Genomic DNA, 26,227 nt, shown 5'->3' with positions numbered 1-26,227 from the left:
CGTAAAATTTCTGATATGATCGCCGGCTCGCTGCGGCCCGTATGCCGCTCACCGACTGGGAAAAGAGTGTTTCATGATCAAACAGCGCACACTTAAGAATGCTATTCGCGCCACCGGCGTAGGTCTGCACACCGGCAAAAAGGTTGTCCTGACCTTGAAACCGGCGCCCGTGGATACTGGCATTGTGTTCCGCCGGACCGACCTAGATCCGGTGGTTGAGATTGAAGCCCGCGCGGAAAACGTCGGCGATACGCTGCTCTCCACCACCCTGGTGAAAGACGACGTACGCGTCGCTACCGTAGAGCACCTGCTGTCGGCCATGGCCGGCCTGGGTATCGACAACGCGGTCGTCGAGCTGTCTGCGCAGGAAGTGCCGATTATGGACGGCAGTGCCGGTCCTTTCGTATTCCTGATCCAGTCCGCTGGTATCCAGGAGCAGTCGGCGCCGAAGAAATTCCTGCGCATCAAGAAGCCGGTGACTGTGGAAGAGGGCGACAAAGTGGCCAGCTTCCTGCCGTTCAACGGTTTCAAGGTGTCGTTCACCATCGATTTCGATCACCCGGTTTTCCAGGGGCGCAACCTGACCTCTTCGGTGGATTTCTCCAGCACTTCCTTTGTGAAGGAAGTGAGCCGCGCGCGCACCTTCGGTTTCATGCACGAAATCGAGTACCTGCGCTCCAAAGGCCTGGTGCAGGGTGGTAGCGTGGACAATGCCATCGTCATCGACCAGTACCGCATTCTTAACGAGGGCGGATTACGTTACGAAGACGAATTTGTTAAGCACAAGATTCTGGACGCCATCGGCGACTTGTATCTGCTGGGTACCAGCCTGATCGGTGAGTTCCGGGCCCACAAGTCCGGCCACGCGCTCAACAACAAGTCACTGCGCACCTTGATGGCGCAGGAAGACGCCTGGGAGATGGTGACGTTCGAGGGCGAACAGGAAGCACCCATCTCCTACGTCAAGCCAATTCTGGCTGTCTGAGTCAGAACGTAGAGCCGGCACGGAAGTTGCCGGCTTTTTACGTGTTGGGGCAGGCTGGAGATAGTGCCGGTCTGCAAGCGGGGGAGACCGCAAAAGCGTGCAAACCGTTTTGTGCGTTGATAACGATTTTTGTCAGTTGGCCGGTGTTACATTGGATGGGTTGGTCGACTGAGCTGCCATTGGAAAGGCGTGAAGGTGAGGCAAGGAAGTGGTTATCCGGGCTTCGCAGCAGAGCTAACGAAAACAACAAACTGTCGAATTTCACACGCCTGTTATGAAAGTAATCCTAGTCAATGAGCGCGGCGGTACGCGCAGCTTCAGCTTTGGTGGCCTCAGCAAGGCTCTGCTGAGCCTGTGCCTGCTCGGCTTGCCGGTGGGTGCCTTTCTCATCGGTGTCAATTTGCCGGTAGCCGAGACCGATGTCTTCGATTCCCGCACCGCCAAGGCCTGGAACAAGGCGCTGCGCAAACAGCAGCAACAAATCGACGAGGCGGACCGCGAGGCCCGCGAGCAGCTGACTGCGCTGACGGTCAAGCTGGCGGAAATGCAGGCCCGTCTGACCCGTGTGGACGCCCTCGGTGAACGCCTGACGGTCGCGGCCAAGCTGGACGAGGGCGAGTTCCAGTTCGGCACGGCCCCGGCCCTCGGCGGTCCGGAAGATCCGGGTATCGCGGGTGCCTCCGAGCTGCCGTACCAGCCGCCGGAATTCCTTGAAGTGATCGGTGATTTGTCGGAACAGATCGACGATCGCCAGATGCAGTTGAACACGCTCGAGAGCCTGCTGGCCAAGCGTCAGCTGCAGGACGAGCAGTTTATCGCCGGCCGCCCGATCAGCCGCGGCTGGATGTCATCCCGCTACGGTTACCGCACCGATCCCTTCAGTGGCCGCCGTACCTGGCACAAGGGTGTGGATTTCGCCGGTAAGAAGGGCTCGGACGTGGTGTCCGTCGCTGCCGGCGTCGTGACATGGGCCGAGGACCGCCACGGCTACGGCCAGCTGGTGGAAATCAACCACGGCAATGGTTACTCCACGCGTTACGGTCACAACAGCGAGATCAAGGTCAAGCTCGGCGATGTGGTCAAGAAAGGCCAGGTGATCGCGCTGATGGGTTCCAGTGGCCGCTCCACAGGTCCCCATGTGCACTTCGAGGTGTACAAAAACAACCGCGCCGTCGACCCGGCCAGCTACATCCGCCGCACCGGCCGATAACAACTATTCTTCCCATATCGCGCAACCACTGGTAAATCCCCGCAAGCGCCCGTGGCGCAAGGAGATAGTTGCTAGTCGTTGCGCCTTCCTGTTTACTTGCACCCCTCGTTGAAAAGAGCGTTGGTGTGGAATTTCTCCCCGGCCCACTGATTCGGCCGCGCAAATAAGATAAGTGGTTTCTAGATAATGATTGGCAAACTTGTTAAATCGGTCTTCGGTTCAAAAAATGACCGCGAGCTCAAGCGTATGCGTCGCGTCGTCGCGCAGATCAACGCGCTGGAGGAAGAGTTCCAGAAGCTCGATGATGCCGCCCTGAAAGCCAAGACAGACGAATTCAAGAAGCGCCTCGCCGATGGCGAGAAGCTCGACCAGCTGCTGCCGGAGGCCTTTGCCGCGGTACGTGAGGCCAGCCGCCGTACCCTGGGGCTGCGCCACTTTGATGTACAGATGATCGGTGGCATGACCCTGCATGAAGGCCGCATCGCCGAGATGCGTACCGGTGAGGGTAAGACCCTGGTGGCCACGCTGCCGGCCTACCTGAATGCGCTCGAAGACAAGGGCGTGCACATCGTGACCGTGAACGACTACCTGGCCGCGCGCGACGCCAACTGGATGCGGCCGGTGTACGAGTTCCTCGGCCTGACCGTGGGCGTGATCGTGTCTCAGCAGCCCCCGGAAGAAAAGAAGGCCGCCTACCAGGCGGACATCACCTACGGTACCAACAACGAATTCGGCTTCGACTATCTGCGCGACAACATGGTGCTGCGCAAGGAAGACCGCACCCAGCGCCCGCAGAACTTTGCCATCGTCGACGAGGTGGACTCCATCCTGATCGACGAGGCGCGCACACCGCTGATTATCTCCGGTGCCGCCGAAGATTCCTCGCACCTCTACCTGGCGATGAACCAGCTGGTGCCCCAGCTGGAGCGCGCGGAAGAGGGTGGCGAGGGCCACTACACAGTGGATGAAAAGACCCGCCAGGTGGAGTTGACCGAAGACGGCCACCAGCTGATCGAGGACCTGCTGTCCCGCAGCGGCCTGATGAAGGAAGACGAGTCCCTGTACGCGCCCGGCAACCTGGGGCTGCTGCACCACGTGCACGCTGCGCTGCGCGCGCACGTACTGTTCAATAAAGACGTGGACTACATAGTGCAGAACGGCCAGGTGGTGCTGATCGACGAGCACACTGGCCGGACCATGCCGGGCCGCCGCCTGTCCGAGGGCCTGCACCAGGCACTCGAGGCGAAGGAAAAGGTGCAGATCCAGAGCGAGAGCCAGACCCTGGCTTCCACCACCTTCCAGAACCTGTTCCGCTTCTACCCGAAGCTGTCGGGTATGACCGGCACCGCCGATACCGAGGCGTTCGAATTCCAGCAGATCTACGGCCTCGACGTGGTGGTGATCCCGACCAACCGCGAAGTGCAGCGCGACGACCTGAACGACCTGGTCTACCTGAGCAAAGAAGAGAAGATGGATGCCATCATCGAGGACATCAAGTACTGCCGTGACAAGCAGGCACCGATCCTCGTTGGTACCGCCTCCATTGAGACCTCGGAAGAGATGTCGCGCATGCTGCAGAAGGCCGGCATCGAGCACCAGGTACTGAATGCCAAGTACCACGAGCGCGAAGCGCAGATCATCGCCCAGGCCGGCCGCCCGGGTACCGTCACCATCGCCACCAACATGGCCGGTCGCGGTACCGATATCGTACTCGGCGGCAACTGGGAGGCGGAAGTCAACGAACAGCGCGAGAAGGAAGGGCGCGAGCCGACCGAGGCCGAACTCGCCAAGCTCAAGGAAGAGTGGCAGAAACGCCACGACACCGTGATCGAGGCCGGCGGCCTGCACATTATCGGTACCGAGCGCCATGAATCCCGCCGTATCGACAACCAGCTGCGCGGTCGCGCCGGCCGCCAGGGCGACCCGGGCGTAACCCGGTTCTATCTGTCGCTGGAAGATAACCTGATGCGTATCTTCGCCTCCGACCGGGTGAAGAACTTTATGCAGATGCTGGGTATGGAGAAGGGCGAGGCCATCGAGCACCGCATGGTCTCCAATGCCATCGAGAAGGCGCAGCGCCGTGTCGAAGGCCGCAACTTCGATATCCGCAAGCAGCTGCTCGAATACGACGATGTCGCCAACGACCAGCGCCGGGTTATCTACGGCCAGCGCAATGAGTTGCTGGAAGCGGAGAATATCAGCGATACCATTGCGGCAATCCGCGAAGACGTGGTCAACGAGCTGATCTCCGGCTTCGTGCCACCGCAGAGCGTGGAAGAGCAGTGGGATATTCCCGGGCTGGAAAAACAGCTGGCCGGCGAGCTCGGGCTGCAGCTGCCGATCCAGCAGTGGCTGGATGAGGATCGCACCCTGCACGAAGAGAGTCTGCGCGAGAAGATCATCGCCGCGGCCCAGGAGGCTTACGCAGCTAAGGTCACGCGCATCGCGGAATCCTCTGGTGATGCCAGCCTGATGCCGACCGTTGAGCGCCAGATCATGCTGCAGGTACTGGACCAGCTGTGGAAGGAACACCTCTCCAGCATGGACCACCTGCGTGCCGGCATCGGCCTGCGCGCCTACGCGAACAAGAACCCGAAGCAAGAGTTCAAGCGTGAGTCTTTCCACCTGTTCCAGAGCATGCTCGACAACCTGAAGCACGAGGTGGTGCGTATTCTCGCCCACGTCGAGCCGATGACCCGCGAGCAGATGGAGGAGATGGAGCGCCGCCGCCTGGAAGAGCAGCGCCGCCAGCAGCTGGAACTGCAGCATGCCCAGGCGTCAGCCATGCCGGAAGCGGAAGCTGCCGAACAGGCAGCGCCGATGCCGGAGCGCCGCGGACCCAAGGTCGGCCGCAACGATCCCTGCCCCTGTGGCTCCGGCAAGAAATACAAGCAGTGTCACGGTAAGCTGGCTTCGTCCACCCAGAGCTGATAAGGCCTGGGCCCGCAGCCAGAACGCTGAACCTGAAAATGCCCTGCTCGAACGGGGCATTTTTTTAGGTCGCGCGCAGAATTATCTGCAGCTTTTCATCGCAATTCCGCAGAAGTGGTTGCTTCGCGCTTGTCAGGACTGGTGCTCACTTCGATAATGTCGCCTTTTACACGCGTACCGCCGTAAGCGGCGGTTCAGACAGCCGGGAGCGGCCTGTTGCCGTAACAGTTATGCCAGAAACTTCACTGCCTCAAATTCCGGGCATCCGCCTCGCCAGCGTTGCCGCCAATATCAAGAACTGGCAGCGGGATGACCTGCTACTGATTACGCTCAACGAGGGTGCGGCAGTCTCCGCTACCTTCACCCAAAATGCCTTCTGTGCCGCCCCGGTCACCGTGGCGAAGGAACATATCCGCAACGGCAATATCCGCGCGCTGCTGATCAACGCCGGCAACGCCAACGCCGCCACCGGCGAGCGCGGTATCGAGGATGCGCGCAGCTGTTGTAGCGCAGTCGCCGAAGCCCTGCATATTGCCGGGGAGCAGGTGCTGCCGTTCAGCACCGGCGTGATCGGCGAGCATCTGCCGTTGCAGAAACTGCTCGATGCCATTCCTGTTGCCGCGACACAGCTCAGCGGCGACGGCTGGGATAGTGCCGCCCGCGCCATCATGACCACGGATACCCGCCCGAAGACGGCGAGCCGCCTCGTCGAGATTGCCGGCGAGCAGGTTCGCATCGTGGGTATCGCCAAGGGTGCCGGCATGATCCAGCCGAATATGGCCACCATGCTCGCCTACGTGGCGACAGACGCGGCCATACCCCAGCCGCTGCTCGACGAACTGGTCAGGGAGGCCGTCAGCGCGTCCTTCAACCGCATCAGCATCGACGGTGACACTTCCACGAACGATGCCTGTGTGCTGATCGCCAGCGGCGCCAGCGGCCCGCTGATCGGCGACAAGCGCAGCGCCGAATACGAGCGCCTGAAGGCGGCGATCGTCGAGGTGCATATTGAACTGGCCCAGGCAATCGTCAAAGACGGCGAGGGCGCGACCAAGTTTGTCACCGTGAAGGTGCAAGGTGCCGCGAGTAGCGAAGAAGCACTGAAAGTGGCGTTCGAAGTGGGCGAGTCCCCGCTGGTGAAGACCGCACTCTACGCCTCGGATCCGAACTGGGGCCGCCTGGTGATGGCAGTCGGCAACGCGGGCGTCGACAACCTGGATTCATCGCAGGTGGATATCTATCTGGATGACGTGCAGGTGGTGGAGGCCGGCGGCCGCGCCGCGGACTACACGGAAGAGGCGGGGCAGGCGGTCTTTTCCAAGCCGGAATTCACCATTACCGTCAACCTCGGCCGCGGCGATTGCAGCGAACATATCTGGACCTGCGATTTCTCCCACGAATACGTGACCATCAATGCCGAATACCGCACCTGAGGCGCAGTTGATGAGCAAGGTAGTGCATGTTGCCGTGGGTGTGGTGTTGCGGGCCGACGGCAGGATCCTGATCGCCCGCCGCCCGGATCACCTGCATATGGGCGGCCGCTGGGAGTTTCCCGGCGGCAAGGTGGAAGCCGGGGAAACGGTGCAGCAGGCACTTGCCCGCGAGTTGCACGAAGAGGTGGCGATCGATGTGAAAAGCTTGCGGCCTTTGACGGAAATCCGCCACGAGTATCCGGAAAAGACCGTGCTGCTGGATACCTGGTGGGTGACGGAATTCGAAGGCGAGGCGCACGGCCGGGAAGGGCAGGAAACCGCTTGGGTAGCAGTTTCGGAGCTAACCGATTACCAGTTCCCCGACGCCAATCTGGTGATCATCGAGGCTATCCAGGCTAACCGGCCAGTCTAGGAGCGGCTGGAGCCTGCGGACTGGATACCGGCTTTCGCCGGTATGACGAGACTTTCGAGAAATCGTCATTCCGGCGTAGGCCGGAACCCAGAAACCCGGCGCGAAACTCAGTGCCGTGTCTTGGACTGCTCCAGTTCCTCACTCAACACATCATCGTAAACCGGCGCGCCCGGAATCTTGTGGCCCTCGCTGGCCCATTCTCCCAGATCGATCAACTTACAGCGTTCGCTGCAAAACGGCCGGTGGGGAAACTTTGCATTCCACTCGATCGGCTTTTTGCAGGTGGGGCAGTTGAGGGTAGGGGTATCTTTAGCCATAAAACTTCAGTTGTTGGATTCTGCCAGTTGCAGGTACTTCTGATGCAGTGAAGCGACCTGCGCTTCCAGGCTGCTGAGATCGCCGGAATTGTCCAGCACATCGTCAGCTCGTTGCAGGCGCTCTGCGCGCGGCAGCTGCGCCGCCATAATCTTGCGAATCTGCTCCGGATCGTTGCGGTCGCGGGCACCGGCACGTTCAATCTGCAGCGCCTCCGGCACATCGATCACGCAGACTCTGTCCACCAGTTTATACTGACCGGATTCAATCAGCAGCGGCGACTCCAGAATCGCATAGGCACTCTGACTCGCCGCCAGTGCTCGCAGTATCTCCTCGCGAATCAGCGGGTGCAACAGCGCCTCCAGCCAGTTTCGTTCGTCCGCGTTGTCGAACACCAGCCCGCGCAACCTGGCCCGGTCCAACTCGCCATTCCCAAGCAGGACATCGGCACCAAAGTGCTCGGCGATCTTCGCCAGCGCCGGCTGCCCGGGCTGCACGACGACGCGCGCGGCCCAGTCCGCGTCGACGACGTGGATACCCAGCGCGCGGAAACAATCCGCCGCTGCGGACTTGCCGCTGCCAATACCGCCAGTCAAACCGATAGTGAACACAGAGTCAGTTCCGCATCTCAATAGCTGAGTTGCCCATTGTAACGACGAGGGATGTAAACGTCATTGATAGCGGACGTAAACAAAAAGGGCGAACACTGGGTTCGCCCTTCAAATGATCTCGTCATTTCGGCGCAGAGCCTGTGCCGGACTTGATCCGGTACCGGAATCCAGCGCTACAGAGGATGCAGCCCAGTCGAGCCCGCAGCTCGCTATAGCCCTGAATAATCCAGATACCAGCCCACAATCTTGTCCCCCCAAAGCATCGCGATCCATCCCGCACCGGCGAGGTAGGGACCAAACGCAATGGGCAGATTCCTATCGCGCCCGGCGATCGCACTCCAGGTCAGTCCGGCGACGGCGCCGACAGCGGCGGAAAGCAGGATCACCAGTGGCAGCATCTGCCAGCCAAACCAGGCACCGATCGCAGCCAGAATCTTGAAATCGCCGGCACCCATGCCTTCCTTTCCGGTCACCAGTTTGAAGATCTGGAATACCGACCACAGCGCCAGGTAGCCGGCAATGGCCCCGACCACCGCATCCTGCAGAGGTACAAAAACGCCCCACAGGTTGATCATTAGTCCCGTCCACAGCAGTGGCAGGGTGATGCCGTCCGGCAGTAGCTGCTTGTCGAAGTCGATACCGGTCAGGGCCACCAGCGCCCAGGTAAACACGCAGCCAGCCAGCGCCTGCCAGGTAAAGCCCAGTTGCCAAACGACGATAGCGGTCAACAGGCCGGTAGCCAGCTCCACCAGCGGATAGCGCTTGGAAATGGCGGTACCGCAAAAACCACACTTGCCGCGCAACAGCAGGTAGCTAATGACAGGGATGTTGTGCCAGGGTTTGATTTCGGCATCACATCTGGGGCAGTGGGAGTGGGGTAGTACCAAGTTGAAAGACTCTTGCAGCTCTTTCTGCTCGGCGGGATCGGGTTTTGTATCAAAGTAACTGTAGAAATCGCGCTTGTATTCCCGCTCCATCATGATGGGTAGGCGATAGATGACGACATTCAGGAAACTGCCGAGCAGCAGCCCTAAAACAAAAGCGCTGCCTAACAGCAGCGCTTGGTAAGAGACTAAAGTTTCGAACATTATCTTTTATACAACCTGGCCCAGCTGGAAGATCGGCAGGTACATGGCGATCATCAGGCCGCCGACGAGGATACCCAGCACCGCCATAATCATCGGTTCCAGCAGTGTGGTCAGGTTGTCCACCATATTGTCTACCGCTTCTTCATAGAAATCTGCGGCCTTGGCGAGCATATCGTCGAGCGCACCGGACTCTTCGCCGATTGCCGCCATCTGCACCAGCATAATGGGATAGAGCCCTGTTGAGCGCAGTGCGCCATTAAGGGGGATACCGGTGGCAACGGCGTCCCGAACCTTGAGAGTGGCTTCTTGGTAGACGCTATTACCGGTCGCCCCGGCCACGGACTTGAGCGCGTCGATCAGCGGCACACCGGCGGCGAAAGTCGTGGACAGGGTACGTGCAAACCGGGCGGCGATAGAGTTGTAGGTAATAGTGCCCAGAATGGGCAGCTTCAGTACAAGGCGGTCGAAAAACTCGGCGACTTTCCTGTTGCGCTTTTTGGCCTCGATAGTGCCGCCGATACCAACAATAATGGTGATCAGTGCGATAAACCAGTTTGCCTGCATCCACTCCGACATACCGACCACCAATTGAGTAAACGCAGGCAGGTCGGCGCCGAAACTGGAGAATGTCTCCGCAAATTGTGGAACAACTTTGATCAGCAGGATGGACGTCACCACAATCGCCACCACGATTACGGCGATTGGATAGGTCATCGCCTTCTTGATCTTGGCCTTCAGCGACTCCGTTTTTTCCTTGTAGGTGGCGATGCGGTCCAGCATGGTTTCCAGTGCACCGGACTGCTCACCGGAGGCAACTAGGTTGCAGAACAGTTCGTCGAAATAGAGCGGGTGTTTGCGCAACGCATCGGCGAAAGCCGTACCTGAAGCGACATCATCGCGAATCTTGAAGATCAGCTCCTTTACGCCCTGATTATCCAGGCCGTCGGCGACGATATCGAAGCTCTGCACCAGCGGCACACCGGCTTTCATCATCGTGGCCATCTGGCGGGTAAACAGCGCGATATCCGCAGGCTTGACCTTCTTTTTGCCGCCGAATAACGGTTTCGGCTTTTTCTGCACCCGATTGGCAATAATGCCCTGCTTGCGCAGCTGTGCCTTGATCAGCGCTGGGTTGGTGCCGTTGATCTCGCCTTCGACCTTATTGCCTTTACTGTCCACACCTTTGTAGACGTAAGCAACTGCTGTGGCATTGGCCATGGTTGTATTCCCGTATTCTTATTACTGCGCAGATCTCGCTGCGCTTGGCATTATTAAAGTATCGTCTTTCCGGCGCAGTGCCTGTGCCGGAGCTGGTCCGGTACTGGAACTCAACAACTCGTCATTCCGGCGTAAGCCGAAATCCAGCAATCTACTCTAGTCTTTGGTAACCCGGTTCGCCTCTTCCAGGCTGGTGATCCCCATCACCACCTTGCGCAGGGCGGACGTGCGCAGATTGTTGAAGCCTTCCTTACGCGCCTGATCGGCGATCTGAATCGAGTTGCCGCCCTCCATTATAATTCTCGAGATTCCATCGGTGATGCGAACCACTTCATAGACCCCCACGCGGCCCTTGTAGCCCTTGGAGCAGTGCTCACAGCCCACCGGCTGGTAGATTTTCCAATCCTTGCGGTCGATGGTTACCGTATCGAAGCCTTCTTCTTTCAGCACCTCCTCGGGAAGTGTAGCCGGCTTCTTGCATTCGTTGCACAGTCGTCTTGCGAGGCGCTGCGCAATAATCACGCTGACCGATGTGGCGATATTGAAGGTGGGAACCCCCATATTCATCAGGCGGGTCAGCGTCTCTGGTGCCGAATTGGTATGTAGCGTGGAGAGCACCAGGTGGCCGGTCTGCGCGGCCTTGATGGCGATCTCGGCGGTCTCCAGGTCGCGGATCTCCCCCACCATGACAATATCCGGATCCTGACGCAGGAAGGAGCGCAGTGCGTCGGCGAAATTCAGCCCTACCTTGGGATTGACGTTGACCTGGTTGATGCCCTCCAGGTTGATCTCCACCGGGTCTTCGGCGGTGGAGATATTACGCTCCGCGGTGTTCAGGATATTCAGGCCGGTATACAGCGATACTGTTTTACCGGAACCGGTGGGCCCGGTGACCAGGATCATACCCTGGGGCTGGGCCAGGGCATCCATATAGATCTTTTTCTGATCATCCTCGTAGCCAAGCGCGTCGATGCCCAGTTTGGCCGAGGATGGATCCAGGATCCGCAAGACGATTTTTTCCCCCCACAGGGTCGGCAGGCTGTTGACCCGGAAGTCGATGGCCTTGGTCTTGGACAACTTCATCTTGATGCGACCGTCCTGCGGCACCCGACGCTCAGAGATGTCCATCTTCGACATCACTTTCAGGCGGGCGGAGATACGCGGCGCCAGCTGGATCGGGGGTTTGGCGACCTCGTGCAGTACGCCGTCGGTACGCAAGCGTACCCGGTAGCTCTTTTCGTAGGGCTCAAAATGGATATCCGAGGCGCCGGTGCGGATTGCGTCAAGCAGCACCTTGTTCACAAAACGTACAACCGGTGCTTCATCCCCACCGACATCATTGTCGTCGCGCTCCTCCGACGCGCCGCCCTCAACGTCTAGGGCATCTAGCTCCTCTTCGTCCATGCCTTCCAGGCCGGCGCCCATGTCGCCGCTGTGGGACAGATAGCTCTCGATAGCCTTGGCCAGCTTGTCGGCTTCCACCAGCACCGCGTCGGTATTCAGGCCGGTGTTGAAATTGATCTCGTCCAGCCCGGCAAGGTTGGTGGGGTCGGCCACGGCGACAAACAGGCGATTGCCGCGTTTATACAGTGGCAGGGCAAAATGCTTGCTGATCAGCTTTTCATCAACAATATCCTTGGGGATTAGGTCGAAGTTGTAGCTACCGAGATCAAATAGCGGCGAGCCGAAAGCCGTAGCGGCGACATTGGCGAGCTCCCGGCTTTTGACCAGCTTGGATTCGACCGCGTGCTGGGCAAACGTCTGGCTTTCCCGGCGCGCGGCCTGGGTTGCCGAGATTGCCGTGGCTTCGTCGAGAATTTGATCGGAAACCAGCCGTTTGGCTAGCCCGCTTAAGGGGGTAGTGCTCATGGATAAGACCGCCGCATGAAAGCTACTGCTTATTATTTGTGCTGTTGGGACTTGTGTGTTTTTTGATCTATGCCCGTTGAGCCGCAGATCGGTGTTCATAAGAGGCTAATGAATGCCCAAATATATCGAATTAACCTGCCCGAGCCAAACCTTGTAGGTGCAGGTTGATAAGGATGTGCTATCTCTTTATTGGGTGTGCTTTCAGTACATTATTGTTTGAATGTGACGGATTTTGTCAGGAATGGGATTGCCTCGTCAGTGCGTAATTTTGCTGTTTAAAAATCGATCTCCCTCTGTGTGACTTTCGTTCCATTTATCGTGCTGAAGAGGGTTTTCACGCTTGCCTCAGTTGGCACAAAGCTTGTATCTTGTTTCGCGGCTTCCTCACGGGATGTATTCCCTTCCGGGATTCACAAAAAACCAAAGTCTGTATGGAGACGGTTACAATGAAAAAACAACAGGGTTTTACTCTTATCGAATTGATGATCGTGGTAGCGATCATCGGTATTCTGGCTGCGGTTGCTCTGCCGGCTTACCAGGATTACACCGCGCGTTCTCGTGTTTCTGAAGGCTTGGCCCTGGCCAGCGAGCTTAAGGCCATCGTAGCGGATAACGCATCCAACGTTACTCCAGCTGCCGCCGGTGGACTGGGCGCAGGTTTCCCGACCACTGCTACAGCCGGTGGTGCCACTACTCCTTGTAATGCCGCTGGTACCTGTACGCAGGTGGTTGGCGATAATGGTACTACTGCCGGTACCTCTACAAATGTTCTGTCCCTGGCCGTTAACACTGGCACTGGTCAGATTGATATCGCCTATTCAGCTCGAGTAAGCGCTGCAGGTTCCAACGTGGTCTCATTGGTGCCCACTTCCAATACAGCTGCGCTTGAGGCTGGTACTCGTCCCCCTGCTGCGATTATCTGGACTTGCTATGCAGCGGGTAAAACAGGTGCTCCTGGCGCTGCTTCTCTCCCTGCCAATATTGCACCTGCCGAGTGTCGCGCTTAAATAGCTAGCCTCTGGTGTTGTAAGAAGGCCTCCTGTGGAGGCCTTTTTTGTCTGCTGTATTCTTGAATATGTTTAGTGCAAAGTTAAAAGCCACAGGAATTCATGCCCTTGTCACCTTGGTGGTGGCGATATTTACCGCGTTTATGGTTTTCGGCATTTGGTATCCGCGAGAGTTCGCAGCCATGCTGGATGGAACCGATCTGTTTTTAATGGTGGTGGGTGTAGAGCTGGCCATGGGGCCGCTGATGTCTCTGGTTATTTTCAATCCTCGCAAGCCCAGGGGCGAACTGATTCGGGATTATGTGCTTGTCGGAGTCGTGCAGTTGTCCGCACTCCTGTATGGTCTTCATGTAGTTGCACTCTCCCGCCCGGTCTATCTGGTGTTTGTCAAGGACCGGATTGAGGTAGTGGTGGCTACTGAACTGGCGGATCAGGATTTACGCGAGGGGGCGGAGGGTTTTCGCCGCTTGCCTTGGCTGGGGCCGCAGCTTATTTGCACCGAAAGCCCTACGGATGCGCAGGAGAAGTCTGATCTGCTGTTTTCAGCGTTGAGTGGCAGGGATATTCAGTTACTGCCAAAATATTATCGTGAATGTAATCGAGACGAGATCTTCAGTAAGGCATTTCCTTCCGATCTACATAAAGGCTTGACCGCTGTAGATGCCTCTGCTTTGCCGGCCTCTGTGAAGGGTGGGGCTGTTACTTGGCTACCAGTGGTCACTCGTTTTGGAGCATGGACGGTAGTTTTCCCTAGTCCTGATCTAAGTAAGGCGAGTTATTTAGATCTAGATCCTTTCGCGAATTAAGTATATTTACGCAATTTTCTGGTGCGGAAGAGTTGGTGCCTGAATTGTTGGCTTTTGGCGCTTTGCTGTAAAGCGCCTTCTTCCTGTTCTTAATTTACTAGGCGAAGCACATCGGCTTTGCCGCCTTCCTTGCTCGCTTCACTTTTGCCTGTTCCATATGGGCTATCTTTTCTCGCTTGGCGTAGAACGCAACCTCTCACAAAGCGGCATTCAATTATATATGTTCATCCTCTTTGATCCCCGGGCGAATACAGCTTGCTGTGTTGTCTAAAGTATCTACAGTTTCCTTGAATTTTCGGCGCCCGACGCATCCTAATTGGTAGTGGGGTTGATAATTTCTTCTAGACTGGATTGCGGCAGGCAACTATCTGATTGTGATTGTTGCCGGAAGATTTAAATAGCAAATGGAATTTCAAAAATTTTTGAAATGGAGTTTCTGTGAAAACGCTACAGGGATTTACCTTAATTGAATTGATGGTTGTTGTGGCGATTATTGGTATTTTGGCGGCAGTAGCACTTCCAGCATATCAAGACTATGCTGCGCGGACGCGTGTTTCCGAGGGGTTGGCTTTGGCCACAGAGGTAAAGGCGCTTGTTGCGGATAATGCATCTACGGCGGCGGCGGCAGCTGGGGGTGGGCTGGGGGCTGGATTTCCCACTTCTGCGGTAGCAGGTGGACCCACGGTGCCCTGTTCTACGGCGGGCATTTGTGTACAGACGGTGGGGGATAATGGCGTTACAGCTAACACTTCCCCTAATGTATTGACACTGTCGGTGAATACCGCTACTGGCCAGATCGATGTTGCTTTTTCTTTGCGTGTAAATGCTGCGGGGGCCAACGTGCTCAGTTTGGTCCCCACTTCCAACACTGCTCCGTTGGTAGCTGGTGTACGTCCAATTTCGTCAATAGTATGGACATGTTACGCTGCGGGCAGGGCGGGTAATCCGGGCACCGGTACTTTACCTGCCAATTTGGCTCCAGCGGAATGCCGCGGATAGATATCGGGCTGGTGTTGGAATAAGCCGGATATAGAAATCGTAATTTCAATGAAAGCTCCTCACCGCCTGAATCTCCCGCCATTCCAGGCAGTGGATCTCCTGTCCAACCAGGTGAATAACTGAATAATCCTGCCTTTCCCGATCCGTATTGATCTGCACCGTCCCACCGATTTCGAGAATGTTTCCCCGCTTGATTTCCGCCCTGTAGCGTTGTTGTATCTGCTCCCACAGCACCACATTGACCACTCCGGTTTCATCTTCCAGCGTCAAAAACATCACCCCTGCTGCACTCCCCGGCCGCTGCCGACAGGTAACCAGTCCTAAAATCGTGGCGGGCTGCCCATCTTTGTAATTCAGCAAGTCTCTAGCCTTTACGGTGTGCCCGAACTGGTCGCGGCGGCGCAGCAGGGCTATCGGGTGCTCGCGCAGTGTCAGGCCTGTACTGGTGTAGTCACTATAGGTGTTGTCCTCTACGGAATTACTGGGGCTGTGTTCAGTAAGGACGGACTCATCCATTTCTTCGTTTAGTGCCAGCCAGGTATTCAGATAACGATTTTCGCTCAAGCTGTTGAAAGCATTCGCGCTGGCCAGGGCTGCGACCTGCTCTTTGGAAAGCTGGGTCAATTCGCGAAACTGGATTGGAGAGGCGAAGGTGTGCTGCTCTCTCAGGGTAATAATCGTGTTTGCAGACTCTTCACCTAGTTCTTTGATCAATCGCATGCCGAGTCTGAGCATCGGGGAGCTGGATTCGGGCATTCGCCGGAATGACGATAGGGCGTTGAGTTCGAGGCGGTGGTGCCAGTGGCTGTAGAGGACGTCTATGGGCAGTACCTTCACGTTGTGGCGCTGGGCGTCGTAGACCAGCTGCGCCGGCGCATAGAACCCCATGGGGTGGCTGTTGAGTAACCCGCAGTAGAAGGCCGCCGGATGGTGGTGCTTGATCCAGGCGGAGAAGTAGGCGAGCAGGGCGAAGCTTGCGGAATGAGACTCGGGGAAGCCATAGGAGCCGAAGCCTTTCATCTGGTTGAACAGCTGTTCGGCGAAGTCGCTTCGGTAGCCGTTGGCGAGCATGCCCTGGATCAGCTTGTCCTTAAACTGATACAGATTCCCGTTCTTGCCCCAGCTGGCCATGGCGCGGCGCAGTGCATCGGCTTCGCCACCGCTGAAGCCGGCGGCGACCATCGATAGCTGGATAACCTGTTCCTGGAAGATCGGCACGCCGAGCGTGCGCTCTAGTACCGGGCGCAGGTTTTCGTGGGGGTAGGTGACGGCTTCCAGCCCCTGCTTGCGCTTCAGGTAGGGGTGCACCATGCCGCCCTGGATTGGGCCGGGGCGGACTATCGCGATCTCTATCGTGAGTTCGTAGAAATTGCGTGGCTGCAGGCGGGGCAGCATGCTCATCTGGGCGCGGGATTCGATCTGGAAGACGCCGACGGTATCGGCGCGGCACATCATTTCATAGACGTCCGGGTCTTCCGGCGGGATATCCTGCAGGCGCAGCCTGGGGCCGTAGAGGGCGATATAACTCAGGGATTTGCGCAGGGCAGTGAGCATCCCCAGTGCGAGAATATCCACCTTCATCAGTTTCAGGTCCTCGATGTCCTCCTTGTCCCACTGCACTATGGTGCGATCTTCCATGGCCGCGTTTTCGATCGGCACCAGCGTATGCAGCGGCTGCTCGGTGATGACGAAACCGCCGACGTGCTGGGATAAATGACGCGGAAAGCCGTAGATCTGCTGCAGCAATAGCGGCAGGGCCCGGCCGGTGGAGCTGGCCGGATCTATGCCGACTTTCTGCATCTGTTGCGGGAAGTCTTCCAGCTTGTCCCACCAGGCCCGTTCGGCCACCAGCTGTTCGATAGTGGCGGCGCTGATACCGAGGGCCTTGCCGATATCGCGCAGCGCGCTCTTGAAGCGGTAGGTGATCTTGGTGGCGGCGAGGCCGGCGCGCTCGCGGCCGTATTTGCCGTAGATGTACTGGATGATCTCCTCGCGCCTTTCGTGTTCGAAATCCACGTCGATATCCGGTGGCTCATTGCGCTCGCGGGAGATAAAGCGCTCGAATAGCAGGCCGATCTTGTGCGGGTCTATCTCGGTGATAAACAGGCAGTAGCAGACCACCGAGTTGGCGGCAGAGCCGCGCCCCTGGTAGAGGATATGCTGGCTGCGGGCGTGCTGGACGATATCGTAGATGGTGAGGAAGTAGTGCTCATACTCCAGCTCGGCAATCAGGGCGAGTTCCTTTTCGATCTGGGCGTCGATACGCGGCTCGGGGCCCTGGGGCCAGCGTATCTTCCGTCCAATTGCCACCAGCTCGCGCAGGTATGCACTGCATTCTTTGTCCGCCGGAATCACCTCCGACGGATACTGGTAACGCAGTTCGCTGAGACTGAACTGGCAGCGGTCGGCGATGGTGATGGTGTTTGCTATCGCTTCACGGGGATACAGGTCTTTGATATCGGCCAGCGTGCGCAGATAGCGCTCGGCATTCTGTTCGATGCGGTAGCCCAGCTGATCCAGGGTGCAGTTGTGGTAATTGGCATTGAGTACATCCTGCAGGGGTTTGCGGCTGCGGCAGTGCATCAAAACTGCGTTGGTGGCGACCAGCGGCAGCTGCTCCTGTTGGGCAAACTCGATCAGCGTGTGGTTGCGCAGGTTTTGCTGCGGCAGCAGCTGGTTGCTGAAGGCGATATACAGGCGCTGGCCGAAGTGCTGCTTCAGTTCTGCAGGAATGTGCAAAGACGTTTTGTGTGGCAGCCACAGGGCGATCGTCTCATGGCACAGCTGCAGCAGGTCCCGCAGGTGAGTCTGGTACTGCCCCTTTTCCGCGCGCAGGCGGGAGGTGGAGATCAGTTGGCAGAGTTCGCTGTAGGCGGCTTTGGTGGGGGCCAGTAGCACCAGTTGTTCGCCTTCCTGCAGGCGGAACAGGCTGCCGCAGATCAGCTTGAGCGTACTGCCGGTTGCATGCAGGTTTTGCAGTTCCTTGTAGGCGCGCACGACGCCCGACAGGGAACACTCGTCGGTGATGGCCAGGGCTTTGTAACCGAGCTGGTGCGCTGTCTGGATCAGTTCCTGCGGGTGGGAGGCGCCCTGCAGGAAGGAGAAATTGGTTTGGCAGAAGAGTTCGGCGTACTGCACAGGTGCGTCACTCATATTTTATAGATGTGCTAAATATGCTGGCTCCGAGAGAGGAGACCCCGGGCTAGGCATAGACTCCGTGCAGATACCAGTCTTCCGACGTCAGATCCTGAAATACCCAGTAGAGCCCGCCTTCCTCCCCCCGCGCTATGTAGTAATCCCGCCCGTGGCGGCCGTGTTGCCACCAGTAGCCGTCGATGCGCTCGGGGCCCTGCAGCAGTTTGATTTCACCGCGATAGAACAGCTTGTGTTCACGGCTGTGCAGCCTGTCGGGCCGGGATAGCAGCCAGGTGGGGCGGGGGGCGTTGATGGGTTTTAGCTGGTGGCCCTTTTTGCTGCGGTTGCTCTGCAGTACCAGGGTGTCGGCGCTCTGCCAGGCCTGTTCCGGCAGGTAGCTCTCTTTCAGGGTGACACCGGACAGGGCTTCGTGGCCGAGGCGGGCCTTGAGTTTATCCAGCAGCTGGTGGCTGCGCTGCACCTGGGTGTCTTTGCCGAACAGGTCGTCGTCGAGCTTGTCCTGCTCCATCGGCAGCAGCTGGTCGCAGGTCAGGCTGAGTGCCTGTATCGGCTGCTCCAGCTTGATCCTTTCCAGCTGTAATTTTGTCAGCGCGATCAGTCGCTGTGCATCCAGCAACGGGCGCGAGACCTCGACGCTGAACACCTTGCAGCCCTGCTGGCCGAAATCCAGTTTCCAGCGCAGCTGGTGGCTGTACAGCTGGCGGCGCTGCAGCTGCTGGCAGAGTTCGCGCACCAGGCGGCCGGCCGGAAACAGCAGCTGCTCGCTGTTGTCCAGCGGACTGGGAAAGAAGAGTTCGCTGTGGAATTCAGGCGGCGGCTGGTAGCTGGGGACAGGGTCGTGGCGGGTGCCGTTGAGGCGCGCCAGATAGTCGACGAAGTTGCGGCCGAAGCGACTGCCCACTTCCGACAGCGGAATGGCCAGCAACTGGCTGACCCGCTTGATGCCGCAGGCGTAGAGCTTGGCGATGGTCTTGTTGTCGCAGTCGAGCAGCTTGCTCGGGGAGAAACTGATCCACTGGCGCCACTGCTGCGGGCTGGGCGGAGCCTGTGTTTCCCGGAGCCACTGGCGGTGTTCCGGCAGCTGGCTGAGCATACGCGCGGCACTGGGGCTGTGGCCGAGGCCCATAAAACAGCTGATGCGCATCTGGCGCAGTTCGCGCTTAAGTTGCTGCAACAGTGGGTGCAGTCCGCCGCTGGCCTTGAGGCAGCCGCTGAGTTCCAGGTACAGGCAGGCGAAGCGATCATCACCGGCATCCACCGAGCCGGCGGCCTGGGGGGAGACCACCGGCGTGAAGCTGTAGCCCCACTGGGCCAGTTGCTGCAGCTGCTGTTCCTCCCGCTGGATATCCCGCTGCAGCAGTTGTAGGTCTGCGCAGAGGGCACAGGCGGTGGCAATGGTGAGGCCGGTTTCCACGCCGCGTTCGGCGGCGGTGTGGTTGGCGTCCACGATCAGCTGCTGTTCGACCACGGCCTGGGCATGGGCCTCCGTGCCGTCGTGCTGGGCGCGGGTAAGCACTTCCAAAGGCAGCTTGGGAAACTGGATGCAGAGCCAGAGCATGGTGGTGACCTCAGTGGTGGAGCGTTAGTGCAGCGGCTGGTCGCGGCGGACCAGATCTGCGCTGCGGGCCAGGTGCAGTCGCTGGCCGGACTGCCCGCCCAGTTGCTTCAGCAGTTGCACCGCCAGCTGTTCGCCATCGCTGTTCAGTTGCAGGCGCAGGCTGGCCGGCGACGGACTGGCGGCGCAGGACTGGGGGCGGAAGTGGAAGTGCAGGCAGTCGCCCTCGCGGGCGGCCAGCTGCAGGCGGCGCAGGTCCTTGTCCGCCGGTGCCTGGCGGTCCTGCCAGCTGAGCAGGGCGCCGCAGCAGCCGGACTGCAGTGCCTGTTCGGTGGCCCAGAGTTCGTCCTTGTGGCCGCGCGGATGGATGATCAGCAGTTTCTCCAGCTGCACCCCGGCGCTTGCGAGTGCCGGGGCGTAGGGAATGAAGGGCGGATTGACCAGCACCACCATCTGCTCGCGCTGGGTCAGTTCCGCCAGCGCGGGTAACAGCAGGGACATCTCGCCGATACCGGACTGGTTGACCAGCAGTTCGGTGGTGGCGCCGCGGGGCCAGCCGCGGCTGGCGAGCAGGGCATCCAGGCTGGCGTAACCGCTGGCGATGCCACTGCGCTGGCGCTTGTGTTCGTTGGCCGCCTGCCAGATATCCGGCCGGGCGAGCAGCTGACTCAGGCGCTGCTGTTTTGACTGATCGGCTAACTGATTGTTTTGCAATAGGTTTTCGGCGTTGCTCACGGTTTTCGGCCCTCGTTGCCCGCCCTCTCGCGGCGGAGACTGTATATCTGTACAGCTATTACTGGCAATTTATACAGTAGTTGGTTCGGGGCAACAAGGGGGTACCAATGTGATTGGCACTTTTTTGCACAGCGCAAACCGGCTATGATTCGGCCTCGCTGTCGACCAAGACAGCAAGACAAAACAAAGCGTTGAACAGTCACAAATGTACCTAGGGGGGGCGGTGTGAGTATCAAGTCCGACAAATGGATTCGCCGTATGGCCGAGCAGCACGGCATGATCGAGCCGTTTGAGCCGGGCCAGGTGCGCCAGAACGGCAGCGGTGATCGACTGATCTCCTACGGCACCTCCAGTTACGGCTACGACGTGCGCTGTGCCGGCGAGTTCAAGATCTTCACCAATGTGCACTCCGCCACCGTGGATCCGAAGACTTTCGACGAGAACAGCTTTGTCGATGTGGAAGGCGATTCGTGCATCATCCCGCCGAACTCCTTCGCCCTGGCGCGCACCGTCGAGTACTTCCGCATCCCGCGCTCGGTGCTGACCATCTGCCTGGGCAAGTCCACCTATGCGCGCTGCGGCATCATCGTGAACGTAACGCCGCTGGAGCCGGAGTGGGAAGGGCATGTGACCCTCGAATTCTCCAACACCACCAACCTGCCGGCGAAGATCTACGCCAACGAAGGCGTGGCGCAGATGCTGTTCTTCGAGTCCGATGAAGTCTGCGACGTGTCCTACGCGGATCGCGGTGGCAAGTACCAGGGCCAGCGCGGCGTCACCCTGCCGCGGGCCTGATTCCCGGGCTGCCCGCGTTCCTGCGGGCGGCCGATCCCCCTCCATGAATGAAACCTCCTCCAGCCAGTTGCCCGAAAGTGTCGATGTTTTGATTATCGGTGCCGGTGCGGCAGGGCTGATGTGCGCGGCCACGGCGGGGCAGCGCGGGCGCAGTGTGCTGGTGCTCGACCATGCCAATAAGGTCGGCAAGAAAATCCTGATGTCGGGTGGTGGCCGCTGCAATTTCACCAACCTGTACACGGCACCGGAAAACTTCTATAGCGAGAATCCGCACTTCTGCAAATCGGCGCTGGCCCGCTACACCCAGTGGGATTTCATCGCGCTGGTGGAGAAGCACGGTATTCCATATCACGAGAAGACCCTCGGCCAGCTGTTCTGCGACAACAAGTCGAAGGATATTGTCGACCTGCTGCTGGCGGAGTGCCGCGCGGCGAAAGCGCAGATCTGCACCCGCTGCAGTATCCAGTCGATAGAAGCCCTACAAAAAGGCTATCTGGTCGATACTTCTCTTGGGCGAGTGGCCTGTGAATCCCTGGTAATCGCCACCGGTGGCCTGTCGATTCCGACCATGGGCGCTACCGGCTTCGGCTACGATGTCGCGCGGCAGTTCGGCCTGAACATCATCCCGACCCGCGCCGCGCTGGTGCCCTTTACCCAACACAAGCGCCAGCTCGAACGACAGCAGGAGCTGCCTGGCAGTGCGCTGGCAGTGACCGCCAGCTGCGGCGAGGGCAGTTTCAACGAGCAGATGCTGTTTACCCACCGCGGCCTCAGCGGCCCGGCGGTACTGCAGATCTCCAGCCATTGGCGCGAGGGACAGGCGGTGGAGTTCGATCTGGCCCCCGGATATGACCTGGCCGAGTGGCTGCAGCAGCGGTACGCGGAAAAACCGGACAGCCACCTGCACAATGTGCTGGCGGAAATCTGGAGCAAGAAACTGGTACAGCATTTCTTGCGGCGGCACGGCGTCGACAGTCGGCCGCTGAAGCAGTACGGCGCAAGCGAACTGGCCGCGATCGGTAACAGGCTGCAGACCTGGCAACTGGTGCCCGCCGGTACCGAGGGCTACCGCACTGCGGAGGTGACGCTGGGCGGCGTGGATACCGATTGCATCTCTTCGCGCACCATGGAGTGCAAGACGCAGCCGGGGCTGTATTTTATCGGCGAGGTCCTGGATGTAACCGGCTGGTTAGGCGGATACAATTTCCAGTGGGCCTGGGCTTCGGGGCACGCGGCTGGTGAAGTCGCATAACAGGTTGGGTGAAAAAATGGGCGATGTGATTCCGTTCAAGAGAAAAACAGCCTGGCAGAAACACAAGGGCAGCAGCCTGTGCCGCGACGGTTTTCACAAGTGGCAGGTAGTTACCGAACGCAAGTTCGATGTGAAGCAGGGCAGGCTGGTCACCGAGTACCGCTGCCAACGCTGTGGCAAAACCAAGACCAAGCTGCTGTAGCTGGCCTGGTAAAAAATTAACCCGGCAATATCGATTGCCGGGTCAATTTTAGTTGCTGCGGGTGCTTAATAGCGGTAGTAACGACCGCGGTAATATCTCTTCTTCTTCTCCCGATCGTAGACATAGCCTGCACCGGCCCCAATGACGGCACCTGCCGCCGTGGCTCCCGGACGGCCGCCGCTGATCAGGGCCCCGGTAACCGCGCCGATACCGGCCCCGGTACCGATGCGACGGTCTGTCGTGCTCATGTTGGAACAACCCTGAATTAACAGGCCGACGACCAGGAAGGCTGCCAGGCCCAGAGATTTAACAGCTCTAATACTCATAGACACCTCTCTCATTACTCGCTTGAGGTATGGTGAGCCCAGCTAACAGTTTCGCCGGGTTATGTCGGAGTCAGTTTAGGGTGGCGGTGTTGCCATACCAAACAGGCGCTAGCGATAGACCCGGCGGCCGTGACGATCATAGTAATAGTACCGCTTGTTATTGCGGTCATAGAGCCAGCCAGCACCGGCACCGATGACGGCACCAGCCGCCGCGCCTCCCGCATCACCCGTGATCAGGGCGCCGGTGACCGCGCCGATACCGGCTCCGGTACCGATACGGCGGTCTTTGTCGCTCATGTGGGCACAGCCTTGAGTTGTCAGACCCGCGACCAGGAAGGCCGCCAGACCCAAAGACTTGATTGATTTGATACGCATAATGACCCCTGCTACTGCTCAATGGAGGAATTGCGAGCGCGGCTTGTTTTCCACCGCGCTGTGTCGGAGCCAGTCTAGGGTGGTGCTGTCGGTGCAACAAATTCATGCGCGCGCCTTCGCCGTATACGCTTATACCGGGCGTTACAATCGGGTAAGCTGCAGCGCTGTTCCAATTCGTGCTGAGGCTGACCAGAGCAGCGTCGTGCTGAGGCTGACCAGAGCAGCGTCGTGCTGAGGCTGACCAGAGCAGCGTACTGTGCCCCGGCAAACCGGAAATAATAGTGATGTTTGAACAACAGGACCTGCTGGATATAGCGCGCACGCCGATGCCCTTTGGCAAATACGCCGGACGTGTGCTGATCGATCTGCCCGAGGAATACCTGCTCTGGTTTGCCAAGAAAGAATTTCCCGCGGGCAAGCTGGGGCGGCTGATGGCGTTGACTCTGGAAATAAAAATAGAGGGGCTGGAAGGTCTGATTGCTCCGTTGAAGAAATAGCGTGGCCGGGGCTGCACGGGCTGTGTAATTGAGCAGTACGACACTAATATAGAAATGCCCGGGTAAAGCAGTCCCCGATGGAGAAGGGGAGCAACAAAAAGCGGTCCGTAACTGGAGACTGGACTAACCCGTAAATAGACCCACAGCGGGTAACCACTGGTCTGAATGACTTCAGCGAGGTGAACAGCGGGAGTAGAGCCAGTCAGCTTCAAGAGGGAGCGGTCGAAATGAATTCGGCCGCTAATTCTTTGTGCCTGCCGGAAAAATCCTGATAACGAAAGACCTTAATTACCGCTCACACGGGTATTTATTTCCATTTCAAACCTTTTCTTTAGCAAATGTTCCGGGTTGGGCCAGCTGCGTACTATTGGGGGCAGCTTCGTCCAGCACACGGGTCAAATGCCTGATTCGCTGCGAAAACTCCCGTTCAAACGCCCGGCTGCGGGCGAATGCCCACGCGTTATCGCAGCGCGCGATCAGATCTTCGCGATTGGCGGCGGCCTTCAGCAATGCTCCGGCCAGAGCATCGATATTGCCCAGTGGTGCGGACCAGCCCGCATTTGAGTCATGATTCAATGCTGCCCACATCCGGTTGGAGTAACCGGCAATAGCCAACCCACACCCCATGCTCTCGATATAGGTGCAGGAGGGATCGGACTGGCGGTGGCAGCTAAGGAATACATCGGCGTTGGATCTGGCAAACGGCACGAGCTCCGTTTCGAAATCCACCGCTCCATGGAAATGTACCCGGTTGCTCAATCCGGCGCGTTCGATATCCCGTCTGATGACCGCTTCCAGGCTGCCCGTGCCGAAAATATTGAGTTCAAAGTCCAGGTTGTTCCGGGCCAGCGCTTGTGCCACAGGAATTAGATCCTGGGCGCCTTTAATGGGCTCCAGGCGCCCTGAGTGCAGCAGGCGTATAGGTCCCATTGAGCTGAGATAGGCGCGTCTGGCAGCCATATCTTCCTCGCTGGCCAGGATGGCGGCATCGATACGACTGTCAAGGTAGAAGTGGGTGTTGCAGTTGAATGGTTTATAGGCTTTATGCGCCGGGTAACCGTTTGCCTGTAACCCATCGGCTATCTTGAATGCCCTGCGTCTTTGTCTTTCCGAATTGAGGATCCAGAGTATCGAGTAGATCTTCCTGAGGAAATTTTTCGATTGGTCCAGCATGGCTATCTGCATCCTGGTTTCAAGAGTGCACTCGATGCTGTAAATGATTTTTACCGAGAGGGACTTGCAGATCTCTGCCAGATAGAAGTACTCGTGATTGTCGCCGCAGCACAAAACTAGGTCGAAATCTCTCAAGTCCCCAGGACCGAGCGGCGCCTGCTTCGAAATCAGCTGGATGCTGAATGGAAGCTCGCCGTATTCGTAAGTCTTGCCGAAAGGGAAGGGGGCGTCGCGCAGGGGCAGGGCGCAGCTGACCGGGCCGTTCCAGGCGTCGCAATAGAACTGCATGCCCGTGCAGAACTTTTTATCCAGGTAAGGTAATCCATCGACCAATGCCGCCGGGGCTGACGAGACTACGAGTAGCTTCTTCATTATTGGTTAACTTCCGTGTCAACGAGTTTGCGCGCGAGGGGGGGGCGAGAGCTTCCCGTATTGTCCCGTTATTGCAGGGGTGTTCTGATTCCTGCCGGCCGGGTTGTTTGCCGGTTTGACCGGGGGTTACTCCAGCCTCCGGACTCAATACATCCTATCCACGCATGCCGTGTTTGTCACATGTGGAAGTTAATTTTGGCCGCTAAAGGAACATTGGCGAGGGAATCCATGGCCGGGGCGCGGGCGGCTTTTTCAGTGGCCGTATCCCGGACAGTAAGCGACGGCAGCAGGTTAAACAAAAAAGGGCGGACGCAGGGCCCACCCTTAGATATCAGGTCAGCAGGTATCAGAGTGGTATACGGATCACCACGCCGCCCATGGTTTCACCCAGCTCGAAATCCGTACGGGGGCTGTCGATATGATCGTTGTGGCAGCTGACACAGGCGGGGGACACGGCGACATCCGGGTAAATCGCGGTGAAGTATTCCGTTTCTCCCAGGGTCTCATGCCCGTAGAAATTCTTGCCCGGATTGTCGATCACAAATTTCAATCCTTCCTTTTCCAGCTCGGTGCGCGGCTTGTTCTGTTTGTTGATTGCCCACAGGGAAAGCAGCGCGTAATTGAAGCCGGAATCCTGCTCTGCCACGCGCTCTGCGCCCATGCGCATCATCTGTGCCGGCAACGGCAGCGCCTTGTTATCCTGCCAGTGTTCGTCGGCCTTGATGACTTTTTCCTCGTTTTGCAGGCGGTTGACCACATTGTTGGTATAGCTTGCGCGGTCGGCCTCAATCACGGCAAAAATGGCATCCGCCATTCGCTCCGGTGCAATACCCTGCTTTTGCCCGCATCCGGTTAACAGGACTGCCGTGGCGATGATACAAGCGGCGATACGCATAGATTTCCCC

Annotated in this window: 24 protein-coding genes; 12 read left to right on the top strand and 12 right to left on the bottom strand. The window is 58.4% G+C overall.

Annotated features, from left to right (window positions below; genetic code table 11):
* Positions 1 to 73: 73 nt before the first annotated feature.
* The 5 genes from lpxC to mutT all read left to right on the top strand — a co-directional run bounded on the left by lpxC (position 74) and on the right by mutT (position 6,971).
* Positions 74 to 985, top strand: a complete 912-nt coding sequence (lpxC, locus tag BLW36_RS06130) for a UDP-3-O-acyl-N-acetylglucosamine deacetylase (RefSeq protein WP_091386164.1) — start codon at positions 74 to 76, stop codon at positions 983 to 985.
* A gap of 274 nt (positions 986 to 1,259) precedes the next feature.
* On the top strand, positions 1,260 to 2,195 hold the full coding sequence (locus BLW36_RS06125; protein ID WP_091386161.1) for a M23 family metallopeptidase: 936 nt from the start codon (positions 1,260 to 1,262) through the stop codon (positions 2,193 to 2,195).
* 186 nt (positions 2,196 to 2,381) lie between these two features.
* A complete protein-coding gene (secA, locus tag BLW36_RS06120; RefSeq protein WP_091386159.1) occupies positions 2,382 to 5,126 on the top strand; it encodes a preprotein translocase subunit SecA in 2,745 nt (914 codons plus the stop codon).
* Positions 5,127 to 5,356: 230 nt separating this feature from the next.
* Complete coding sequence (gene argJ / locus BLW36_RS06115; protein WP_091386156.1) at positions 5,357 to 6,559, top strand: bifunctional glutamate N-acetyltransferase/amino-acid acetyltransferase ArgJ; 1,203 nt, start codon at positions 5,357 to 5,359, stop codon at positions 6,557 to 6,559.
* Positions 6,540 to 6,971 (top strand): 8-oxo-dGTP diphosphatase MutT, encoded by a 432-nt coding sequence (mutT, locus tag BLW36_RS06110; protein WP_244506144.1) that lies wholly within the window; start codon positions 6,540 to 6,542, stop codon positions 6,969 to 6,971. The genes argJ and mutT overlap by 20 nt, the downstream gene beginning before the upstream one ends.
* Positions 6,972 to 7,078: 107 nt before the next feature.
* On the opposite strand, the gene yacG is transcribed toward mutT, so the two are convergent.
* From yacG to pilB, 5 genes are all read right to left on the bottom strand, one after another.
* Positions 7,079 to 7,288 carry a DNA gyrase inhibitor YacG gene (yacG, locus tag BLW36_RS06105; RefSeq protein ID WP_091386152.1) on the bottom strand — a complete coding sequence of 70 codons (210 nt, stop codon included), beginning with the start codon at positions 7,286 to 7,288 and terminating at the stop codon, positions 7,079 to 7,081.
* Between the two features lie 6 nt (positions 7,289 to 7,294).
* Positions 7,295 to 7,897 carry a dephospho-CoA kinase gene (coaE, locus tag BLW36_RS06100; protein ID WP_091386150.1) on the bottom strand — a complete coding sequence of 201 codons (603 nt, stop codon included), beginning with the start codon at positions 7,895 to 7,897 and terminating at the stop codon, positions 7,295 to 7,297.
* A gap of 209 nt (positions 7,898 to 8,106) precedes the next feature.
* Positions 8,107 to 8,985, bottom strand: a complete 879-nt coding sequence (locus BLW36_RS06095) for a prepilin peptidase (protein WP_091386149.1) — start codon at positions 8,983 to 8,985, stop codon at positions 8,107 to 8,109.
* A gap of 6 nt (positions 8,986 to 8,991) precedes the next feature.
* Entirely contained in the window at positions 8,992 to 10,203 is a 1,212-nt protein-coding gene (locus BLW36_RS06090) for a type II secretion system F family protein (protein ID WP_091386147.1), read from the bottom strand.
* 156 nt (positions 10,204 to 10,359) lie between these two features.
* A complete protein-coding gene (pilB, locus tag BLW36_RS06085) occupies positions 10,360 to 12,072 on the bottom strand; it encodes a type IV-A pilus assembly ATPase PilB (RefSeq protein ID WP_091386145.1) in 1,713 nt (570 codons plus the stop codon).
* A gap of 446 nt (positions 12,073 to 12,518) precedes the next feature.
* On the opposite strand from pilB, the gene BLW36_RS06080 reads away from it, so the two are divergent.
* The 3 genes from BLW36_RS06080 (at position 12,519) to BLW36_RS06070 (ending at position 14,884) form a co-directional block, all read left to right on the top strand.
* A complete protein-coding gene (locus tag BLW36_RS06080; RefSeq protein WP_211567140.1) occupies positions 12,519 to 13,079 on the top strand; it encodes a pilin in 561 nt (186 codons plus the stop codon).
* 47 nt (positions 13,080 to 13,126) lie between these two features.
* On the top strand, positions 13,127 to 13,885 hold the full coding sequence (locus tag BLW36_RS06075) for a hypothetical protein (protein ID WP_139304826.1): 759 nt from the start codon (positions 13,127 to 13,129) through the stop codon (positions 13,883 to 13,885).
* Between the two features lie 474 nt (positions 13,886 to 14,359).
* Entirely contained in the window at positions 14,360 to 14,884 is a 525-nt protein-coding gene (locus BLW36_RS06070) for a pilin (protein WP_091386992.1), read from the top strand.
* 45 nt (positions 14,885 to 14,929) lie between these two features.
* Here the strand turns inward: BLW36_RS06070 and BLW36_RS06065 are convergent, their stop codons facing one another.
* The 3 genes from BLW36_RS06065 to imuA form a co-directional block, all read right to left on the bottom strand.
* Positions 14,930 to 18,022 carry an error-prone DNA polymerase gene (locus tag BLW36_RS06065; RefSeq protein WP_091386990.1) on the bottom strand — a complete coding sequence of 1,031 codons (3,093 nt, stop codon included), beginning with the start codon at positions 18,020 to 18,022 and terminating at the stop codon, positions 14,930 to 14,932.
* A gap of 64 nt (positions 18,023 to 18,086) precedes the next feature.
* Positions 18,087 to 19,598 carry a Y-family DNA polymerase gene (locus tag BLW36_RS06060; protein WP_091386140.1) on the bottom strand — a complete coding sequence of 504 codons (1,512 nt, stop codon included), beginning with the start codon at positions 19,596 to 19,598 and terminating at the stop codon, positions 18,087 to 18,089.
* Between the two features lie 24 nt (positions 19,599 to 19,622).
* Entirely contained in the window at positions 19,623 to 20,330 is a 708-nt protein-coding gene (gene imuA, locus BLW36_RS06055; protein ID WP_091386138.1) for a translesion DNA synthesis-associated protein ImuA, read from the bottom strand.
* 225 nt (positions 20,331 to 20,555) lie between these two features.
* On the opposite strand from imuA, the gene dcd reads away from it, so the two are divergent.
* Genes dcd through BLW36_RS06040 form a run of 3 tightly spaced genes read left to right on the top strand, consistent with a single transcriptional unit; the run spans position 20,556 to position 22,579 of the window.
* Positions 20,556 to 21,125, top strand: coding sequence for a dCTP deaminase (gene dcd / locus BLW36_RS06050; protein ID WP_091386136.1), 570 nt, complete (start codon positions 20,556 to 20,558; stop codon positions 21,123 to 21,125).
* A 43-nt stretch (positions 21,126 to 21,168) separates the two neighbouring features.
* Positions 21,169 to 22,377: a BaiN/RdsA family NAD(P)/FAD-dependent oxidoreductase gene (locus BLW36_RS06045; RefSeq protein WP_091386134.1), complete on the top strand. Its 1,209-nt coding sequence runs from the start codon at positions 21,169 to 21,171 to the stop codon at positions 22,375 to 22,377.
* A 16-nt stretch (positions 22,378 to 22,393) separates the two neighbouring features.
* Complete coding sequence (locus BLW36_RS06040; RefSeq protein WP_091386132.1) at positions 22,394 to 22,579, top strand: hypothetical protein; 186 nt, start codon at positions 22,394 to 22,396, stop codon at positions 22,577 to 22,579.
* Between the two features lie 65 nt (positions 22,580 to 22,644).
* Here the strand turns inward: BLW36_RS06040 and BLW36_RS06035 are convergent, their stop codons facing one another.
* Together BLW36_RS06035 and BLW36_RS06030 are read right to left on the bottom strand one after the other, a co-directional pair.
* A complete protein-coding gene (locus tag BLW36_RS06035) occupies positions 22,645 to 22,905 on the bottom strand; it encodes a glycine zipper domain-containing protein (protein WP_091386130.1) in 261 nt (86 codons plus the stop codon).
* 108 nt (positions 22,906 to 23,013) lie between these two features.
* Complete coding sequence (locus BLW36_RS06030; protein WP_091386129.1) at positions 23,014 to 23,280, bottom strand: glycine zipper domain-containing protein; 267 nt, start codon at positions 23,278 to 23,280, stop codon at positions 23,014 to 23,016.
* Positions 23,281 to 23,564: 284 nt separating this feature from the next.
* Between BLW36_RS06030 and BLW36_RS06025 the strand changes: the two genes are divergently transcribed.
* A complete protein-coding gene (locus tag BLW36_RS06025) occupies positions 23,565 to 23,777 on the top strand; it encodes a DUF3820 family protein (protein ID WP_091386127.1) in 213 nt (70 codons plus the stop codon).
* A 318-nt stretch (positions 23,778 to 24,095) separates the two neighbouring features.
* On the opposite strand, the gene BLW36_RS06020 is transcribed toward BLW36_RS06025, so the two are convergent.
* Both BLW36_RS06020 and BLW36_RS06015 read right to left on the bottom strand, forming a co-directional pair.
* A complete protein-coding gene (locus BLW36_RS06020; RefSeq protein ID WP_091386126.1) occupies positions 24,096 to 25,322 on the bottom strand; it encodes a glycosyltransferase in 1,227 nt (408 codons plus the stop codon).
* A gap of 346 nt (positions 25,323 to 25,668) precedes the next feature.
* Positions 25,669 to 26,217, bottom strand: a complete 549-nt coding sequence (locus BLW36_RS06015) for a Tll0287-like domain-containing protein (RefSeq protein ID WP_091386124.1) — start codon at positions 26,215 to 26,217, stop codon at positions 25,669 to 25,671.
* Between the last annotated feature and the right edge of the window lie 10 nt (positions 26,218 to 26,227).

Origin of the sequence: Microbulbifer marinus, assembly GCF_900107725.1 — a bacterium.
Classification (GTDB): Bacteria; Pseudomonadota; Gammaproteobacteria; order Pseudomonadales; family Cellvibrionaceae; genus Microbulbifer; species Microbulbifer marinus.
Note: the sequence above shows the minus strand (reverse complement) of the source record. Positions and strands in the feature narration are given on the sequence as shown.

Excerpts from the sequence above, each read along its gene's own strand:
- lpxC (WP_091386164.1), top strand. The coding sequence starts at position 74 with ATGATCAAACAGCGCACACTTAAGAATGCTATTCGCGCCACCGGCGTA.
- BLW36_RS06125 (WP_091386161.1), top strand. The coding sequence starts at position 1,260 with ATGAAAGTAATCCTAGTCAATGAGCGCGGCGGTACGCGCAGCTTCAGC.
- secA (WP_091386159.1), top strand. The coding sequence starts at position 2,382 with ATGATTGGCAAACTTGTTAAATCGGTCTTCGGTTCAAAAAATGACCGC.
- argJ (WP_091386156.1), top strand. The coding sequence starts at position 5,357 with ATGCCAGAAACTTCACTGCCTCAAATTCCGGGCATCCGCCTCGCCAGC.
- mutT (WP_244506144.1), top strand. The coding sequence starts at position 6,540 with ATGCCGAATACCGCACCTGAGGCGCAGTTGATGAGCAAGGTAGTGCAT.
- yacG (WP_091386152.1), bottom strand. The coding sequence starts at position 7,288 with ATGGCTAAAGATACCCCTACCCTCAACTGCCCCACCTGCAAAAAGCCG.
- BLW36_RS06095 (WP_091386149.1), bottom strand. The coding sequence starts at position 8,985 with ATGTTCGAAACTTTAGTCTCTTACCAAGCGCTGCTGTTAGGCAGCGCT.
- BLW36_RS06090 (WP_091386147.1), bottom strand. The coding sequence starts at position 10,203 with ATGGCCAATGCCACAGCAGTTGCTTACGTCTACAAAGGTGTGGACAGT.
- pilB (WP_091386145.1), bottom strand. The coding sequence starts at position 12,072 with ATGAGCACTACCCCCTTAAGCGGGCTAGCCAAACGGCTGGTTTCCGAT.
- BLW36_RS06080 (WP_211567140.1), top strand. The coding sequence starts at position 12,519 with ATGAAAAAACAACAGGGTTTTACTCTTATCGAATTGATGATCGTGGTA.
- BLW36_RS06070 (WP_091386992.1), top strand. The coding sequence starts at position 14,360 with ATGGTTGTTGTGGCGATTATTGGTATTTTGGCGGCAGTAGCACTTCCA.
- BLW36_RS06060 (WP_091386140.1), bottom strand. The coding sequence starts at position 19,598 with ATGCTCTGGCTCTGCATCCAGTTTCCCAAGCTGCCTTTGGAAGTGCTT.
- BLW36_RS06045 (WP_091386134.1), top strand. The coding sequence starts at position 21,169 with ATGAATGAAACCTCCTCCAGCCAGTTGCCCGAAAGTGTCGATGTTTTG.
- BLW36_RS06040 (WP_091386132.1), top strand. The coding sequence starts at position 22,394 with ATGGGCGATGTGATTCCGTTCAAGAGAAAAACAGCCTGGCAGAAACAC.
- BLW36_RS06035 (WP_091386130.1), bottom strand. The coding sequence starts at position 22,905 with ATGAGTATTAGAGCTGTTAAATCTCTGGGCCTGGCAGCCTTCCTGGTC.
- BLW36_RS06030 (WP_091386129.1), bottom strand. The coding sequence starts at position 23,280 with ATGCGTATCAAATCAATCAAGTCTTTGGGTCTGGCGGCCTTCCTGGTC.
- BLW36_RS06025 (WP_091386127.1), top strand. The coding sequence starts at position 23,565 with ATGTTTGAACAACAGGACCTGCTGGATATAGCGCGCACGCCGATGCCC.
- BLW36_RS06020 (WP_091386126.1), bottom strand. The coding sequence starts at position 25,322 with ATGAAGAAGCTACTCGTAGTCTCGTCAGCCCCGGCGGCATTGGTCGAT.
- BLW36_RS06015 (WP_091386124.1), bottom strand. The coding sequence starts at position 26,217 with ATGCGTATCGCCGCTTGTATCATCGCCACGGCAGTCCTGTTAACCGGA.